We start from the raw sequence: 16,560 nt of genomic DNA, 5'->3' as shown, positions 1-16,560 counted from the left end.
TAAAGCTAGATTTTAACAAACAAGAAAAACACTTACAAAAAGAATTACAAGAACGCGGAATCCAAAAAGAGATCGCCATCTATTTATATTTAAACGACTTTATTCATAAAACCAAACACTACACACCAAACAATATTAAAGAAAATATAGCTTTTAAGAATCTCTATGAGTATTTTACAAAATTAGAATACGGACATTGCGGGCAAAAGCCTCATGCTCTCTTTTGGCTTTTAGAACACTTTGGATTAGAATCACGCGTGGTAAGTTACTCTGATATTTTAGGCTGGTCGCACGGATTTTTAGAAGTTAAAACCCACAATCAATGGCAGATTTTAGATCCAACTTTTAATGTCTTTTTTAACATCGGCACAGAAGATATTATTCAAGATCCCTATTGCAAGCGCAAAATCTTAAGCTTATATTCTAATGAGTTTTACACAGATTCTACGCAAGATTATGAAGATTTTGTGCAGACAATTATTAATACAAACACGCACACGACTTTTAAATACAATAGGGAATGGTTTATGTTTATGGGATTTTATCCCTTTGTTGCACCCATTTTAACCTTTAATCTTAGAAAACCAGAATCTAAAAATCTCTATGATATTCGCCAAGATTCACGCTATCAATTTGTCTAAACTTCAAGCTTAAGGTGCTATTTTAATTTTGCTTATGCTAAAATCCCAAGATTTTAACATAAGGTTTTAAGATGCTACGATTTGCACCAAGCCCAACAGGCGATATGCACACAGGAAATTTGCGTGCCGCTGTTTTTAATTATATTTTAGCAAAACAGCGCAATGAAAAGTTTTTGCTTCGCATTGAAGATACAGACACTGCGCGCAATATTGAAGGTAAAGATAAAGATATTATGTTTTTGCTTAGTCTTTTTGGAATCACTTGGGATAATCTTGTGTATCAAAGCCACAATTTTGAACGCCACCGCCAATTAGCGGAATATTTAATCAAGCAAGGAAATGCATTTTATTGCTACTGCACAAAAGAGTTTTTAGACAGCAAGCGCGAAATTGCAAAGGCAAACCACCAAGCATTCCGCTATGATGACTCTTGGGCAGAACTGCAAAAGGACAAAAATCCACACCCTGTTGTGCGATTAAAAGCCCCTAAAGAGCAAATGCAATTCCACGATGAAATTAAAGGCGATATCGTTTTTGCGCCCAATGAAATTGATAGTTTTATTATCTTAAAAGAAGATGGAATCCCAACTTATAATTTTGCTTGTGCGGTTGATGATATGCTCTATGATATTGATTTTATCGTGCGTGGAGAAGACCATGTAAGCAATACGCCCAAACAAATGCTAATCCATCATTATTTAAACTATGAAAAAACTATTAAATTTGCGCATTTGCCGATAATCCTTAATGAAGAAGGCAAAAAAATGAGCAAAAGAGATAATGCTTCTAGCGTGCAATGGCTCTTAGATTGTGGTTTTTTGCCACAGGCGATTGTGAATTATCTTGTGCTAATGGGGAATAAAACGCCCTGTGAAGTCTTTAGCTTAAAGGATACCTTTGAATGGTTTGATATTACAAAAGTGGCAAAAGCCCCTGCGCGTTTTGATATTGATAAGCTAAAATTCCTAAATAGAGAACATTTTAAAAAACTTAGTGAGCAAGATTTAGCAGTGCTTTTAGGCTATAAGGATTCCACAATTGGCGCATTAGCAAAGCTGTATTTGCAAGAAGCAAGCACACTTAATGAAATCCGCGAAAAAGTGGATTGTATTTTTGCTAAAAAAGCCCTACTTTTAGAGCAAAATATGGAATCTAAAAACCAAGAAGCACAAGAAATTTTAGAGTTTAAAGACGCAATTAACACTTTACAACTTGCCCTTCTCTCACTCTTAAAAGAGCAGGATTTTAAAAGGGCAGAATTTGATGCCTTTAAAACACAGGCAATGCAAGTAAGTGGATTAAAGGGTAAGCATTTCTTTAAACCTTTGCGCTTTTTGCTAACAGGACACACGCACGGACCGGAGTTAAGCGACCTTTTTCCATATTTGCGTTTATATTTAGATGATATTTTAAGGAACTAAAAATGGTTTTAAGCACTTTTATTCAAGCCTTTGCACAAATTTTAAGTATGGTAATTAACATTTATATTTGGGTGATTATCATCGCCGCTCTTATCTCTTGGGTGCGACCAGACCCTTATAATCCTATTGTTCAAATTCTAGCAAGACTTACCGAACCTCTTTATGCAAAGATTCGGAGATTTATTCCAACATTTATAGGAGGCGTGGATTTAACACCTATTCTTGTGATTTTAGTATTAAAATTCATTGATTTATTTGTTGTAAAATTACTTTTTCAGCTCTCTCACAATCTCTAAATTTAAGGAAAGTAATGCGATATTTTCTTTTTCTTTTTTGTTTGCTAAGTCTTACTTGTGGCGCAACAGCACAACAGCATAAACAATTACACAAAGCCCCAACCATTAATCAAAACATCACGCTAGATTACCTTAAAAAACAGCCTGCTGGAATTTCAAGAGATTTTTATATTTGGCTATTCTTACAACAAGATATTAGCCCAAAAGAAGCAAAAGAAGCCTACAATCTCGCCATACGCAAAAATGCAAAACTCTTTGGACTCTACTTTAAAAAAGGCGACAATAAAACACTCTCACGCCAAACAATTTGCCAAAGAATGCCCCTAGATAAACTCTTAAAAGAAGATGCGAAATGTGTAGCCCTTGCACTCACAACAAAAAATGCAGAATCCTTAGATAAAGCCACACTAAGAAAAATCTCAAATACAATCCAACCCCATAACCCTAATCTTTCTAAAAACTTACAAATTCTAGCTTCTAAAAATCCCTTTGAATCCCTAATTACAAAAGATGCTAAAACCTTTGGTAGCTTTTATTTTGCAGTCTCTCAAGAATATCGCAAGCATTTAAATTTTAAGATTCCAAAAGAAATAATAGTGCGTTTAATCAATGAACGCAATGAGAATTTTAACCGCGCGCTAAAACATATGATTCTCTCACCAAACCTTAAAACATTTAATGCCTCACTTACAACCATTAAACCACAAAGCATTATTAACGCTCTTGACGCTGAAACCTCCTTTTATTTAGGCTTAAACGCAATGCACTCTAATAAAAAAGATCAAGCACTTTCTTATTTTCTACATTCCCAAAAGCTTTCAAAATATCCTTTCAATAAAAATCGTGCAACCTTTTGGGCTTTTTTGGCAAGTAATGATGCACTCTACTTGCAAGAAGTTTCACAATCTAAAGCAGTAGATATTTACAGTCTATCAAGCATTGAAATGCTTCAAGAAAATCCAAATTATAGCATTATCTATGATGTTTCAACACAAGCAAAAAATGCAGAGTGGGATTTTAAGAACCCATTTGAATGGGAAAGAATCCGTGATTCCTTTAAAAATCTAAAAACTTCTAATCAAGATTCCGCTAAAAAACTCTTGCTCAAAACAAATAATGCAGAAACTAAAGCGCATTATGTTTGGCTCTCACGCGATTTCAACAAAGAATATTTTTTAATGCCTTATAGAGAAGTCTTTTCTAAATATAACACTGATAAGCAAGCTCTTCTTTATGCGCTTGCTAGACAAGAAAGTCTCTTTATCCCAACAGCAATTTCTACTTCTTATGCACTAGGACTTATGCAGCTTATGCCTTTTAATGTTAAAGCTATTGCCAAGGAATTAAAACAAGAACAACAAGTGGGCTATTTAGATATGTTTGACCCAGCGATTAATGTGCCTTATGCAGAATACTTTACGCGCCCTTTAGTAAAAGAATTCAACCACCCTTTATTTATTGCTTATGCCTACAATGGCGGACCCGGCTTTACACGCCGCTTACTCGCTAAAAATTATCTTTTTAAAAAGAATAATCCCTTAGATCCTTGGTATAGTATGGAGATGATACCCTATGAAGAATCGCGCATTTATGGGAAAAAAGTGCTTGCAAACTATATAATTTACCAAAGAAAATTAGGCAAAGAAGTTAATCTATTAGACCTTTTACACGATACGCTTGTGTATTAGGCTAAACTCTCTCCATTAAAAGCAAGAATTGCTGAACCCCAAGTTAAACCACCACCAAAAGCGTCTAAGAGAAGTTTAGAACCCTTTTGGATTCTACCTTCTTCATACAATTCATTGATTGCCATAGGGATTGAAGCAGCAGAAGTGTTGCCGTATTTTTGCACCGTTAGAGCAATCTTTTCTTTAGGAAAAGAAAGTGCATCACCCACAGCAGAAATGATACGCAAGTTCGCCTGATGGGGAATAAAAAAGTCAATGAAATCTTTACTTATATTGTTTTTTTCTAAAATCTCAATAACATCTTGTGTGAGTGTTTTAACAGCAAGCTTAAAAGTCTCATTACCTTTCATTTTAATAAATTGTAATCTCTCTTGTAAAACCCTATCATTTACAGGATTCTTGCTTCCACAACCCGGAGTCATTAAAAAGTCTTGGTATTGTCCATTTGATGCACAATTTACATCTAAAATACTTAAATCTTTATGCTGTGTTTGGCTAATCACAGCTGCCCCAGCCCCATCGCCAAAAAGCACACAAGTGCTTCTATCTTGCATATCAATAATGCTTGAAAGCTTTTCGGCACCGATAATTAAGATATTTTTATGCGCCCTTGACTCAATCAAAGACTTTGCCAAAAAAAGCAGATAAATAAACCCACTACAAGCTGCGGCAATATCAAATGCAGGCTTGCCAACAATTCCTAAATTATGTGCCACCACACAAGCAGTTGAAGGCATACAAAAATAATCTGGAGAAATTGTCGCAACAATCACTGCATCTATATCACTAGACTTTAAATTTGCACGCTTAATGGCTAATTTTGCAGCCTTTGTGGCGAGATCACTTGTAGCCTCACTATCATCAGCAAATCTACGCTCTTTAATCCCTGTGCGTTTAGTAATCCATTCATCGCTAGTTTCTACAATTTTAGAAAGATCATCGTTTGTAATAATTTGACTTGGAATATAAGCACCAATGGAGCTTAAACTTGCATATATTGGCTTCTCCACTGGCTAATCCTTTTTAGTTTTTAAATTTTTCTAGTGCGACTTCAATATTATGATTCACTGCATTTTCATAAGCCAAAATTGCTTGAAAAACAGCATTTTTCATCGCCTTTGCATTGCTTTTTCCGTGGCAAATAATCACATTGCCATTTACGCCAAGAAGTGGCGCACCACCATATTCAGCATAGTCAATCTGCTTTTTAAGCTTCTTAAACACATTTTTCATAAACAACGCCCCAAAAATTCCAATCGGGGAAGCCTTAATATGTTTTTTTAGCAAAAAAGAAATAGAGTTTGCAACTCCCTCGCTTGCTTTTAGCACAGCATTTCCTACAAAGCCATCACAAACAATAACTTCTACATTGCTATCAAAAATATTGTTCCCTTCCACATTGCCTATAAAGTTTGGATGCTTCTTTAAAAGCTCAAAAGCAACTTTTGTCATCTCATTGCCCTTGCACTCTTCTTCTCCATTTGCAAGCAGACCAATACGCACTTTAGGGTAATTTAAAATCGCCCTTGCATATTCGTAGCCCATAATTCCAAACTCAAACAAATTTTCTGGCTTGCAATCCACATTTGCCCCAGCATCTAAAACTAAGCTTTTGTTTCCATCAATGCGTGGCATAAGCGTACAAATTGCAGGACGCAAAACATTGTTTAATCGCCCAATTTTTAGTGTGGCTAAACTCATTGTTGCACCACTATGCCCAGCAGAAACAACTCCATCTATGGCTTTGTTTTTTAACATTTCCATTGCAATATAAATAGAGCTCTCTTTTCGCTTTAGCGCAGAAGTTGCACTCTCTTCCATTGCAATAAAATCATTACAATGCACAATTTCCACTTTGCTTTGTAAATTTGCAGGAATTAAAGGCTTAATCACTTGCTCATCGCCCACAAGCACAAGCGTAAAATCACGCTCTTTTAAGGCTTGCAACGATCCTTGCACAAGTGGCACAGAGCCATAATCCCCACCCATTGCATCTACGGCAATTCTCATTATTGCACCCTAATATTAGTTGCTTTTGTAATTTCCAGTAAATTTATTTACGCGGTGCGGCATTTTCCAACTACCATCCTTATCTTTTACAGGAACCGCCAATGTTAGTTTGTAATGTGTTCTTCTTTTTGCTGCTCTTGTTTTACTTACGCGTCTTTTTGGTACTGCCATTTTTTACTCCTTAAAAATTAATCATCTTTTGTGTGATAATCACAACGAATTATCTCTAACTCGCCATTTAAAATCTCACTTAAGTTAATATTACCATTTTCACACTCAATTACATCTTCAAAATTTTCATTATCTAAATTTATAATGCCATCACTTAGATAAAATTCTAAAGGCTCATTAAGTATTTTTTCATATTCTTCTCCGCTAATATCGCAGATTAAAGTAATGCTTCCCTTAAGGATTCCTTTTAATTTTAATAAATTAAAATGACCCTTTTCATAAAAAAGCACGCCTTCTAATTGTGCTTTTTTATCATCGCTTTGAACCAAAAATGGAATCTTTTCTCCATTTTTACAGGTTTGGAATGCCTTTTGAAAAGCTAATTGCATTAACTAACAAATTTCCCTTGTTGAAAAGAAAAATGCAACCTCTCTTTGTGCGTTTTCTAAACTATCGCTTCCATGCACTGCATTTGCATCAATGCTATCAGCAAAGTCTGCGCGGATAGTCCCAGCTGCTGCTTCTTTTGGATTTGTTGCTCCCATAAGCTCACGATTTTTAGCCACAGCATTTAACCCCTCAAGAACCATTACAACCACAGGTCCGCTTACCATAAAATCAACTAAATCATTAAAGAAAGGACGCTCTTTATGCACTGCATAAAATTCTTTTGCATCATTTCTACTAAGCCTAATTTTTTTCATTGCTGCAATTCTTAAGCCATTGCTTTCAAATCTATCAACAATTTTCCCAATCACATTTTTTTGCACTGCATCAGGCTTGATAATGGATAATGTCTGCTCCATTGCTACTCCTAAACCCATATTTTTGGGATTTTTTAAAATTTAAGGGCAAAATTATATTATATTAAACCTAGATTTTAGTTTAAAATTAAAAACTGCTAAAATCTTTTTGGCGGTTTAATTCCTAAAATTCTCAATTTACGATAAAACCGCTCCACTCCAAACCAAGCCTTTTTATCTATTACATAAGATAGGACTTGAAGATAATTTAAAATCTCTTTGGCTTCCACTCCACTTTTAGACTCTGTATTTTTAAGCATAAAATATGGAATCTTAATTTTCTTTTTTTTCGCAAAGGCACGCATTAATTTTGCATAAAATTCCTTATTTTCCCTAACGCACAAACGCCCAAACACAAAAGGCAAATGCTCTTTTTGCACCCATTTTTCCCCCATATCCAAATAGGTAACCCCCTTTCCCTTTTCTCTAAAATTTTGCTCTTGCTGCAACACTTCTACCAATGCTCTATCACCAATTAACACACGCCCTTTTAATCCCAATACCCTTAAAAGCGCATTTGAAGTTGCAGATTGATAATCATCACCTCTCTCTTCTGGCAAACAAATCACACTTATTACTCTTTTACGCGCTATGATTCCAATGTTAGTTGCTTGAAATCTCTCTTTTTTAGCCCTTAAAGCCGCAATAGATGAAATAAACCCAGCATCAATGCGTTGAAACAAAAATTCCTTATTTAAATGTGCAGGATAAGATTTCTTCTTATTATAAAATAGCTGAAATTGCGAAAGTTTTGGATAAGCACGCACAAAGACTTCAAAAGGCAAAAGATTTAAATAATCAATTTTTCCAAAACGCATCAAAAATCCTTAAAAATTTGCATTATTTTAACATAACTTAAACCAAAAAGCCTTGCCCCCTAAAACTCGCTTCAATATTAAAGGATTGTTTTAATAAATTTAATATAAAATCTACCTTTTGATTAACAACATAAACTAGAGGAAAATCCTATGAATCCTTTACTTGTAGAAACCATTAAAGAGCTACCACCGCTACCACAAACAGTTATAGAATTGCGTAATTATGTAGATTCCAGTGGAGCTGATTTGGAAGTCTCTAAAGTTGCAGAAATCCTTTCAAAAGATCCCTTAATTGTAGGCGAGTTGTTACGCCTTGCAAATTCTCCTTTTTATGGGCTATCACGCCAAGTTTCCACTATCCAACAAGTTGTATCTTTGCTAGGAGCTGGAACAATTAAAAACACTGTTATGGCAAATGCAATCCGCTCAAACTTCTCTATTAATGTTTCGCCCTATGGGCTAGATAATAATGCGTTTTTAACAAACTGCTCTAAGGAAGTGGATTTTATTTCAGCGTGGTTAAGGGAAGAAGATAAAGCACTTGCAAATGAGTTAATCCCTTGTGCAATGCTATTGCGCTTAGGAATGATTTTACTCTCTGATATGCTCATTAAATCTGGCAAGGATAAGGAATTTTTAGAGCAAAACAAAGCTAATAATTTTCAAGATGTGCATAACTTAGAAAATCAATATTGTGGAGTAGATAGCATTTCATTTTTAGGCTTCTTGTTTAATCACTGGGAGTTTGATGAACGCTTAATCCAAAGCATAGCCTACATTCATAACCCCCACGCAGCAACACAAGAAATAAAAAAGAATTCCTATGCGCTTGCAGTTACAAATTGTCTCTTTGAGCCTTATCATCCGCTTAGTCAATTCAATTCTAAAAAATCCATTGCGCTTATTAACGAAGCCATAGGGCAAGGTGTTAATTTCAATATGGCAAATTTTCTAGCAAAACTCCCAGAAGAAGCAAAAGAAAATCTCATCAAAGATGATTAAGATTCCAACTATGGAATCTTTTTTGCAAAACTTCCCTTGTAATACACGCAAACAAAAAATGCTAAAAACGCTCCAAAGTAGCCCACATATCCTACACTTAAATACTCTGTAATTAATCCGCCAAAATAAGCACCACTTCCGATTCCAACATTATAAATTCCAGAAAAAATAGACATCGCAACAGAAGTTCCAACAGGCACTAAATGCAATACCTTTGCCTGAAAAGCAAGTCCAAACATTACAATAGATAAACCCCAAAGCAAACAGACTAAAACAACGCCAAATCCGCTAAAACTTAAAAGCTTCAAAAGCAATAACGCAACAAAAACTCCAAAAATTGCAAAAGTCAAAAAAGTTTCCTTATATTTATCGTGATATTTAGAAAACAAATATCCCCCAACAATCCCCATTGCACCAAAGATTATAAGCGTTGCCGTAATTGCATTTTGACTAAAATGCGCATTTTGCGCTAAAAATGGTTCAATATAACTATATGCAATGAAATGGGCAGTAACTAGGCACATTGTGATACCATAAACCCCTAAGAGCTTTGGTGTTTTTAGAAGCTGTGGTAAAGAACGCAAGGAAATCGCTCCACTTGTTGGCATTTGTGGCAAGGTTTTTAATAGCACCAAAAAGACTAAAAACGCTACAATTCCAATGCTAAAAAAACTCACTCTCCAACCTAAATACAATCCAATCACACGCCCTAAAGGAAGCCCGGCAAGCAGTGCTATACTAGTCCCTACAATCACAAAACTAATCGCCACGCTTTCCTTTCCCTTTGGAGCAACGCGCACCGCCATTGGCGTAGCGATTGACCAAAACAATGCGTGCGCACAGGCAACCCCCAACCTTGAAGCCATTAACATATAATAATTATCCGCAAATGTAGAAAAAATATGGCTGACGATAAATAACCCCATTACAAAGAGCAAAAGGCGTCTTAAATCAAAACGCGAACACGCAAGCATTAAAGGTAACGAAGCAAGCGCAACAACCCACGCATACACACTCATTAAAAATCCAGCCTTAGCTTCTGTGATTCCAAAATCTGTGGCAATAAGCGTTAAAAGCCCAATAGGGATAAATTCTGAAGTATTGAAAATAAATGCAGCAAAGGCAATTGCAATAACAGCTTGCATTTCTATCCTTAAAAATCCAAAAATTAGGCGCGCATTATACTTAAGTTTTTCCAAAAATATGCAAGTTTGAAATTAAATTTAGGAAGTTTGAATAAGAAGTTCAAGATTCCAAAAATGGAATCTTGTAAAATTATAATTTATCAGCGTTTTGTGCAAGATATTCTGCAACACCTTCTGTTGTTGCTTTCATTCCCTTATCGCCTTTATTCCAGCCAGCTGGACATACTTCTCCGTGCTCTTCAAAGAATGTTAAAGCATCACACATTCTTAGCATTTCGTCCATATTTCTACCAAGCGGTAAATCATTAATTACAGCGTGGCGGATTACTTGATTTTTATCAATTAAGAAAGAACCTCTAAGTGCAACAGACTCATCAAACAACACATCATAATCTCTTGAAATTTGTTTATTTAAATCTGCAACCATAGGGAATTGCACATTTCCGATTCCACCTTGATTTACAGGAGTGTTTTTCCAAGCAAAATGCACAACATCAGAGTCAATAGACACACCAATTACATTAAATCCTTTTGCTTCAAAGTCTTTCACTCTATGATCCATTGCAATAATTTCTGATGGACAAACAAAAGTAAAATCCAAAGGCCAGAAAAACAAAACTGCACCATTTTTGCCAAGATTTTTTGAAAGTTCAAAATCTTTTACAATTTGATTATTTGCTAAAACAGCAGACGCTTTAAAATCGGGAGCTTTTTTTGTAACTAACATTGTTAAATCCTTAATGTAAAAATAATTTATTGATAAAAAATATCAATTGCGAAATTCTAACCAACATAATATAAATGCAAAATTAAAACTTTTAAGTTTTTTATGTTAGAATTGCAAATTATTTCAAAATACAAGGTGAATTTATGCAAAAAGAGTTTCTTTTTACTTCAGAATCTGTAACAGAAGGGCACCCCGATAAAATGGCTGACCAAATTAGTGACGCGATTTTAGACTATATTATTGAACACGACCCAAAGGCTAGAGTAGCTTGTGAAACCTTACTTTCTAATGGCTATTGCGTGATTGCTGGAGAGTTAAAAACACACGCTTATGCTCCTATGCAAGATATTGCAAGACGCGTTGTGCGTGAAATTGGCTATATTGACGCCAAATATGGCTTTGATTATAGAAGTGCCGGTGTTTTAAATGGAATCGGAGAGCAAAGCCCAGATATTAATCAAGGAGTTGATAGAGAAGATGGCGAGATAGGCGCAGGGGATCAAGGGCTTATGTTTGGCTATGCTTGCCGAGAAACTGATGTGCTAATGCCACTTCCTATTTATCTCTCTCACAGAATCACAGAAGGGCTAGCACGCGCTAGAAAGGACGGAACACTACCTTTCTTGCGCCCTGATGGCAAATCGCAAGTTACTATTAAATACGCAAATGGTAAGCCTGTTGGCATTGATACAATCGTTGTTTCTACACAGCACAGCCCTGAGACTTCACAAGATACACTAAGAAATTCTGTAATTGAAGAAGTGGTTAAAAAAGTGCTACCAAAAGAATTCGCAAACGATAATATTCGCTATTTTGTTAATCCCACAGGTAAGTTTGTTATCGGCGGACCACAAGGAGACGCAGGGCTTACAGGGCGTAAAATCATCGTAGATACTTATGGTGGAAGTTGCCCACACGGCGGGGGTGCATTTAGCGGAAAAGATCCTAGCAAAGTAGATAGAAGCGGTGCTTATGCAATGCGCTATGTGGCAAAAAACCTTGTTGCAAGCGGAATTTGCGATAAAGCTACTATTCAAATCGCTTATGCAATCGGTGTTGTAGAACCTGTCTCTATTCTTGTTAATACGCACGGAACAGGCAAAGTGGAAGACTCTAAAATTGAAGAATGTGTCAAAAAGATTTTTCGTTTAACACCGCGTGGAATCATTGAGTCTTTAGACTTATTGCGTCCGATTTATCAAAAAACAGCAAGCTATGGACACTTTGGAAGAGAGTTGCCAGAATTCACTTGGGAAAAGACTGACAAAGTAGAAGCAATTAAAGACTACTTCAATTTATAATTTAAAGAGTATTTATTTAGGCTTTAAAGCCTAAATAAGCAACCTACCACCACCAAGCAAACTTCACAAACACACTATGAGAGTTTGCTTTGCTTGAGAGTGTAGAGATTCCATTATAGTTTAATGAGAGATTAGCATTTTCTAAGAAATCATAAGATAATCCCATTTGCACAAATGCATACCATCTTGCAACATCAATTTCACTTGTAAGGATATTTCTATCTAGCTTTAATCTTCCTTCTGCATCTTTATAAACATTGTATAAACCACCTACACTAAAAGATGTTCTTAAACGATTACTATAAGGGGATTCTATTTTTATAGAAGCAACTGTATCTATAAAGTTAAAATATTGTGCCTTATAATGTTCATTTGTTCCACCTAAGTGTTGTAATGTAAAGTCTTTAGAATGCATTCCTAAATAATTAAATCCTATCTCTGGAGTTACTCTTAAATAGTTATGCAACATATAATGGCTTAATCCAACTCTTGCATTTACTCCATATCCATAAATCTTTGCAGTAGAATCTACTTTTGTAACACCATCTGTATAAGTTTTGCTAACATCTGCATTAGTGTAATCAAGATTTGTTGTAAGACTCACAAAATATTGTGTTAAACCTTTTCTATAAAAAATATCATAATAAGATAATCCCCCAAAGTAAGATTTATTATCAAACTCTAATCTTTGGTTAGAAACATCTTGATCTGCACTTTCAAATCCGCCATAAACACCTAAGATTCCATAATCATTTGGAAGTAGTCTTTGTGTTCCTATTAGCATTCCTGCAGAATTAGATTTTAGTTTTCCACTGCCCCCTTCCATATCTGCACTAAAGTATTGATAATAAGGAATTACAAAGGAATGGTTTTTAGATTCTAAGTTATTATGGTTAATATAGAGTTTTTCAAACTCTGATAAAACATCTGCATCTGTTGGTGCTTCTCCTTCTTTAGAGAGTTCCATATCTTCTATGGCATTAAAGTTTGTTGCAAAGTTCTGTGTGGTGGTAGCTCTTAAAAGATTTGAAACGCTCATATTTCTAAGTCTTGAAGAATACACAACAGATTGTGCTAAGGTTTTACCACTTAATTCTGCACGATTAATTTTTGCTCTATATCCCCCATTATTGTTTGCACTCTCAAAGGTATAAATTCCAGAGATAGAATGGATATTATTAGCATCAATTCCTTGATTAGTATTAATTTGCTCTCCTACTGCATTTCCATCTTTATCTGCAAAGAAAGTATTAGAATCATAGATTTTATCTATATCTAAATCTTCAGTGTTAATATAGACTTTCTCTAAAGAGATTCCAGCAATATTATCTCCACCTACAAGTAAAGAGCCATCTTTTCTTTCATCATTAGTTGTAAATTCGGGTGCTTTAAAATACCAATCTTTAATAGAGAGTTTAGCATTTACTCCATTGTTTTCTAATTGCACACCATTATTGTTTTTACCAATGATTCCATTTGCAAGATTACTTACTGCTCTTGTTATACCATTATCAAGGTTATTAGCAAGAGTCATAGTTCCACTATTAGTAATACCTTGAGAAATATTTCCAGTATTAGTAAGAGTTAATTCACCAGAGTTAGTGATATTTTCAGTAATTGTTCCAGAGTTAGTTAGAGTTAAATTACTATTAGCATTATTAGTAACTCCCTTAGAAATATCTCCAGTATTAGTTAGAGTTAATTCCCCAGAGTTAGTGATACTTCCTGTGATGTCTTTGTGGTTATCTAAGGTAAGATTTGCATTGGTATTGTTAGTAATATCTCCTGTAATGTTCTTTTGATTAACTAAAGTGAGATTTGCATTAGTGTTGTTAGTAATACCATTAGTGATAGTTCCACTATTAGCTAGAGTTAGTTTTCCAGTTCCATTATTAGTAATACCATTTTTAATGTTTCCAGAGTTTATTAAAGTGGTATCTTTTTTACTCTCACTTTCAAATCCATTTTCTAATGTCCCAGAGTTTGCTAATTGTGCAAGCTCTCCTTTGTTTGTGAGTTTATCATTAATAGTTCCTTCATTAATTAGAGCATCAAGTTTAGCAGTATTGGCAAGTTCTACTTCTTTAATAGTTCCTTCATTACTTAAAGCTTTTAGAATAGAATCTACTTTAATAGTTCCATTAAAGTTTCCTTTATTAGAGATTCCACCTACTTCCCCTTTTATATCTAGTGTTCCATTAAAGGTAGAACCCTCTTCATAAGAAATATATCCTACTTCTCCACCTTTATCTACTGTAAGACTACCTGAAAATGTTCCTTTATTAACAACTCCACCTAAACTTGCGTTATTTTCTACTTTGATTGCGTCATTAAAGGTTGAATTTTTTTCATTAATAAAAGCTCCTGCTACTTTACCACCATCTTTAATAGTAAGATTTCCTTTAGCGTTATTGCTATAAGTAATATTACCTGTGATGTTTCCACCATTATTAACATCTATTTTAGAAAGATTTCCAGAATTTGTAATATTACCTTCTAAGCTTGCTTTATCAATTGTGATACCATTTGTGATTGTGCCTTCATTTGTAATATTGCCTACTTTAGAATTATTAGAAATATTTACTTCTTTAATGGTTGCATTTTTAGCATTGCTTAAAGCAGTTAGGATTCCACTATTTAGTCTAATAGCTTCTTGAATTGTTCCAGAGTTAGAGATTGCTCCAACATTAGCATTAGAGCTTATATTAATTTCTTTAGAGATTGTTCCACTATCACTATTAGTAATCTTATTGATTGTTCCATTACTTGCAGTGATTCCATTTGTGATTGTTCCACTATTAGTAATATCGCCTATTGTTCCATTTTCTAATTTAATAGCTTCTTGTATTGTTCCTTTGTTATCAATGCTTGTTAGTGTAGCATTATTTACAGAAATGTTTTTTGCAATGATTGCACCAACAGCATTAGAGATTGTTCCAACCTTAGCATTAGAGTTTATACTAATATCTTTAGAGATTGTTCCGCCATTATTGTTAATGGCTTGAACACTCGCACCATTACTAAGATTTAAATCTCCATTGAAGTCTTTAGAATTGTTAATTGTATTAACACTAATGTTATTAAGATTTAAATCACTATTAAATGTTCCTTCATTAGAGATTGTTCCAACATTGCCTTTTAAATCAAGTTTGGCACTAAAAGTTGAGTTTGCTCCTTTGTTTTGAATACCACCTAGGCTAGAGCCTTTATCTAGTGTAATTGTATTTGTAGCTTCATAATTTGCACCATTTTCATTGATGATAGAACCACCAACACTTCCACCATTATTAATAGTAATGTTTCCTGTTTTTGCATTGGTTCCGTTGTTTTTAATGTCGCCACCTATTGTTCCACCATTGATGGAGATGCCATTTGTGATAGTTGCCTTATTAGTGATATTGCCATTAATGTTACTTTTGTTGCTAATTTGTATAGAACCTATTGTAGAATTTGTGTTGCCATCTCCATTTGTAATTGAACCGACAGAACCATTGTTGTCAATATTAATCTTATTTATTGAACCATTTTGATTATTGATGTCACTTTTAATAGTGCCACCATCAATAGTAACATTATCAATTGTCCCTTGACTATGGTTTCCAATCCAATTAACGCCACCACCATTTGTTATTTGGATATCGTTTATGGTCTTGTCATTTCTAATGCCTTGACTTGTGCCACCAACAGAACCACCATTGGTAATTTGGATAGTGTTCATTGTGCCTTTGTTACTAATACCATTATTAACCTTACCGCCATTGGTAATTTGGACATTACTCATTGTGCCAGATTGATTATCAAGACTATGAACAGAACCTTGTATATTAATATTAGAAATTATGCTATTACCACTACTAGACCCTAAATTATTATAGTATGTATTAAAAATTTTACCTTGAAGGACAGCATTCTTTCCTATCTCAATTGTATTTATGTTTGTCCCATTAAAATTAATAATACTGGAATTGCTACCTCCAACACCTATATTACCATTAACTTCTATTTTGTTAATTTTCGCATTATTACTATAAATCCTACCATCCAACCTAGCACCTTCTTCTACAATGATAGTCCCAACATTACCACCCACACCAATGGAAGAGTTACTAGCTTGATTTCCACCAGCAGTTGGAGTCCCTTTCTGCACGCTAGCACCATTTTTTATTGTAACATTATTTGTTCCCCCAGTAACAGTAAGTGGAGCATTATTTTTTTGGGCAATTTCAATATCTTGCGCATTGACATTTGTAAGAAAAGTTGTTAAAACTAATGAACCATAAAAGATTGAAGAAGTAAGTCGTTTTAGTGGCTGATAATTAGGATTTTGCCCCCCCCCCGCTGGGTTAATTGAATATTGAAAATGGAGCAAGAATTGTTTTGCATTTATTTCTCCCTTATTTGTAAAAATAAAAATGTGTAATTATACTTCTTTGCATAAGAAAAATAAATAAAACATTTTTAATTTATTTTTCTTATTACTTTTTATATCCAAGCCTTTATGTTTAGGCTTGAAAAAGAAATGCCTAAGGGGAGTTCC

The 16,560-nt window shown here is 34.5% G+C and carries 15 protein-coding genes; 6 read left to right on the top strand and 9 right to left on the bottom strand.

The annotated features are described in order from the left end of the window. Positions 1-257: 257 nt before the first annotated feature. From IP358_RS01310 to IP358_RS01295, 4 genes are all read left to right on the top strand, one after another. Positions 258-641: a hypothetical protein gene (locus IP358_RS01310; protein WP_006802080.1), complete on the top strand. Its 384-nt coding sequence runs from the start codon at positions 258-260 to the stop codon at positions 639-641. Between the two features lie 71 nt (positions 642-712). After that, positions 713-2,062, top strand: coding sequence for a glutamate--tRNA ligase (gltX, locus tag IP358_RS01305; RefSeq protein WP_006802081.1), 1,350 nt, complete (start codon positions 713-715; stop codon positions 2,060-2,062). Between the two features lie 2 nt (positions 2,063-2,064). Next, a complete protein-coding gene (locus IP358_RS01300; RefSeq protein ID WP_006802082.1) occupies positions 2,065-2,358 on the top strand; it encodes a YggT family protein in 294 nt (97 codons plus the stop codon). 14 nt (positions 2,359-2,372) lie between these two features. Continuing rightward, entirely contained in the window at positions 2,373-4,046 is a 1,674-nt protein-coding gene (locus IP358_RS01295) for a lytic transglycosylase domain-containing protein (RefSeq protein ID WP_101313223.1), read from the top strand. On the opposite strand, the gene IP358_RS01290 is transcribed toward IP358_RS01295, so the two are convergent. From IP358_RS01290 to IP358_RS01265, 6 genes are all read right to left on the bottom strand, one after another. Further along, complete coding sequence (locus tag IP358_RS01290) at positions 4,043-5,056, bottom strand: beta-ketoacyl-ACP synthase III (protein ID WP_006802084.1); 1,014 nt, start codon at positions 5,054-5,056, stop codon at positions 4,043-4,045. The two genes, IP358_RS01295 and IP358_RS01290, sit on opposite strands and share 4 nt — an antisense overlap. A gap of 13 nt (positions 5,057-5,069) precedes the next feature. Beyond that, positions 5,070-6,056, bottom strand: a complete 987-nt coding sequence (plsX, locus tag IP358_RS01285; protein WP_006802085.1) for a phosphate acyltransferase PlsX — start codon at positions 6,054-6,056, stop codon at positions 5,070-5,072. 15 nt (positions 6,057-6,071) lie between these two features. Next, positions 6,072-6,227, bottom strand: a complete 156-nt coding sequence (gene rpmF / locus IP358_RS01280) for a 50S ribosomal protein L32 (protein ID WP_006802086.1) — start codon at positions 6,225-6,227, stop codon at positions 6,072-6,074. 17 nt (positions 6,228-6,244) lie between these two features. Beyond that, positions 6,245-6,616, bottom strand: coding sequence for a DUF177 domain-containing protein (locus IP358_RS01275; RefSeq protein WP_006802087.1), 372 nt, complete (start codon positions 6,614-6,616; stop codon positions 6,245-6,247). Positions 6,617-6,619: 3 nt separating this feature from the next. After that, positions 6,620-7,033 (bottom strand): nucleoside-diphosphate kinase, encoded by a 414-nt coding sequence (ndk, locus tag IP358_RS01270; RefSeq protein ID WP_006802088.1) that lies wholly within the window; start codon positions 7,031-7,033, stop codon positions 6,620-6,622. Between the two features lie 95 nt (positions 7,034-7,128). Continuing rightward, complete coding sequence (locus IP358_RS01265) at positions 7,129-7,848, bottom strand: MqnA/MqnD/SBP family protein (RefSeq protein ID WP_006802089.1); 720 nt, start codon at positions 7,846-7,848, stop codon at positions 7,129-7,131. A 150-nt stretch (positions 7,849-7,998) separates the two neighbouring features. Here IP358_RS01265 and IP358_RS01260 point away from each other — a divergent pair, with 150 nt between their 5' ends. Beyond that, a complete protein-coding gene (locus tag IP358_RS01260) occupies positions 7,999-8,850 on the top strand; it encodes an HDOD domain-containing protein (protein ID WP_006802090.1) in 852 nt (283 codons plus the stop codon). Between the two features lie 8 nt (positions 8,851-8,858). On the opposite strand, the gene IP358_RS01255 is transcribed toward IP358_RS01260, so the two are convergent. Both IP358_RS01255 and IP358_RS01250 read right to left on the bottom strand, forming a co-directional pair. Beyond that, the gene (locus IP358_RS01255) at positions 8,859-9,995 is read right to left on the bottom strand and encodes a sugar transporter (RefSeq protein WP_040498268.1); all 1,137 of its coding nucleotides are present in this window, start codon (positions 9,993-9,995) and stop codon (positions 8,859-8,861) included. A gap of 130 nt (positions 9,996-10,125) precedes the next feature. Next, positions 10,126-10,722 (bottom strand): peroxiredoxin, encoded by a 597-nt coding sequence (locus tag IP358_RS01250; protein WP_006802092.1) that lies wholly within the window; start codon positions 10,720-10,722, stop codon positions 10,126-10,128. A 143-nt stretch (positions 10,723-10,865) separates the two neighbouring features. On the opposite strand from IP358_RS01250, the gene metK reads away from it, so the two are divergent. Continuing rightward, positions 10,866-12,023 (top strand): methionine adenosyltransferase, encoded by a 1,158-nt coding sequence (gene metK / locus IP358_RS01245; RefSeq protein ID WP_006802094.1) that lies wholly within the window; start codon positions 10,866-10,868, stop codon positions 12,021-12,023. A gap of 43 nt (positions 12,024-12,066) precedes the next feature. Here the strand turns inward: metK and IP358_RS01240 are convergent, their stop codons facing one another. Continuing rightward, entirely contained in the window at positions 12,067-16,392 is a 4,326-nt protein-coding gene (locus IP358_RS01240) for a hypothetical protein (RefSeq protein ID WP_370525621.1), read from the bottom strand. Between the last annotated feature and the right edge of the window lie 168 nt (positions 16,393-16,560).

Origin of the sequence: Helicobacter winghamensis ATCC BAA-430, from assembly GCF_028751035.1 — a bacterium.
Taxonomy (GTDB): domain Bacteria; phylum Campylobacterota; class Campylobacteria; order Campylobacterales; family Helicobacteraceae; genus Helicobacter_D; species Helicobacter_D winghamensis.
This window is presented reverse-complemented; position numbering and strand designations above follow the sequence as displayed.

Bases quoted from the DNA above. Each gene is read 5' to 3' on its own strand.
- gltX (WP_006802081.1), top strand. From the start codon at position 713: ATGCTACGATTTGCACCAAGCCCAACAGGCGATATGCACACAGGAAAT.
- IP358_RS01300 (WP_006802082.1), top strand. From the start codon at position 2,065: ATGGTTTTAAGCACTTTTATTCAAGCCTTTGCACAAATTTTAAGTATG.
- IP358_RS01295 (WP_101313223.1), top strand. From the start codon at position 2,373: ATGCGATATTTTCTTTTTCTTTTTTGTTTGCTAAGTCTTACTTGTGGC.
- plsX (WP_006802085.1), bottom strand. From the start codon at position 6,056: ATGAGAATTGCCGTAGATGCAATGGGTGGGGATTATGGCTCTGTGCCA.
- rpmF (WP_006802086.1), bottom strand. From the start codon at position 6,227: ATGGCAGTACCAAAAAGACGCGTAAGTAAAACAAGAGCAGCAAAAAGA.
- IP358_RS01275 (WP_006802087.1), bottom strand. From the start codon at position 6,616: ATGCAATTAGCTTTTCAAAAGGCATTCCAAACCTGTAAAAATGGAGAA.
- ndk (WP_006802088.1), bottom strand. From the start codon at position 7,033: ATGGAGCAGACATTATCCATTATCAAGCCTGATGCAGTGCAAAAAAAT.
- IP358_RS01265 (WP_006802089.1), bottom strand. From the start codon at position 7,848: ATGCGTTTTGGAAAAATTGATTATTTAAATCTTTTGCCTTTTGAAGTC.
- IP358_RS01260 (WP_006802090.1), top strand. From the start codon at position 7,999: ATGAATCCTTTACTTGTAGAAACCATTAAAGAGCTACCACCGCTACCA.
- IP358_RS01255 (WP_040498268.1), bottom strand. From the start codon at position 9,995: ATGCAAGCTGTTATTGCAATTGCCTTTGCTGCATTTATTTTCAATACT.
- IP358_RS01250 (WP_006802092.1), bottom strand. From the start codon at position 10,722: ATGTTAGTTACAAAAAAAGCTCCCGATTTTAAAGCGTCTGCTGTTTTA.
- metK (WP_006802094.1), top strand. From the start codon at position 10,866: ATGCAAAAAGAGTTTCTTTTTACTTCAGAATCTGTAACAGAAGGGCAC.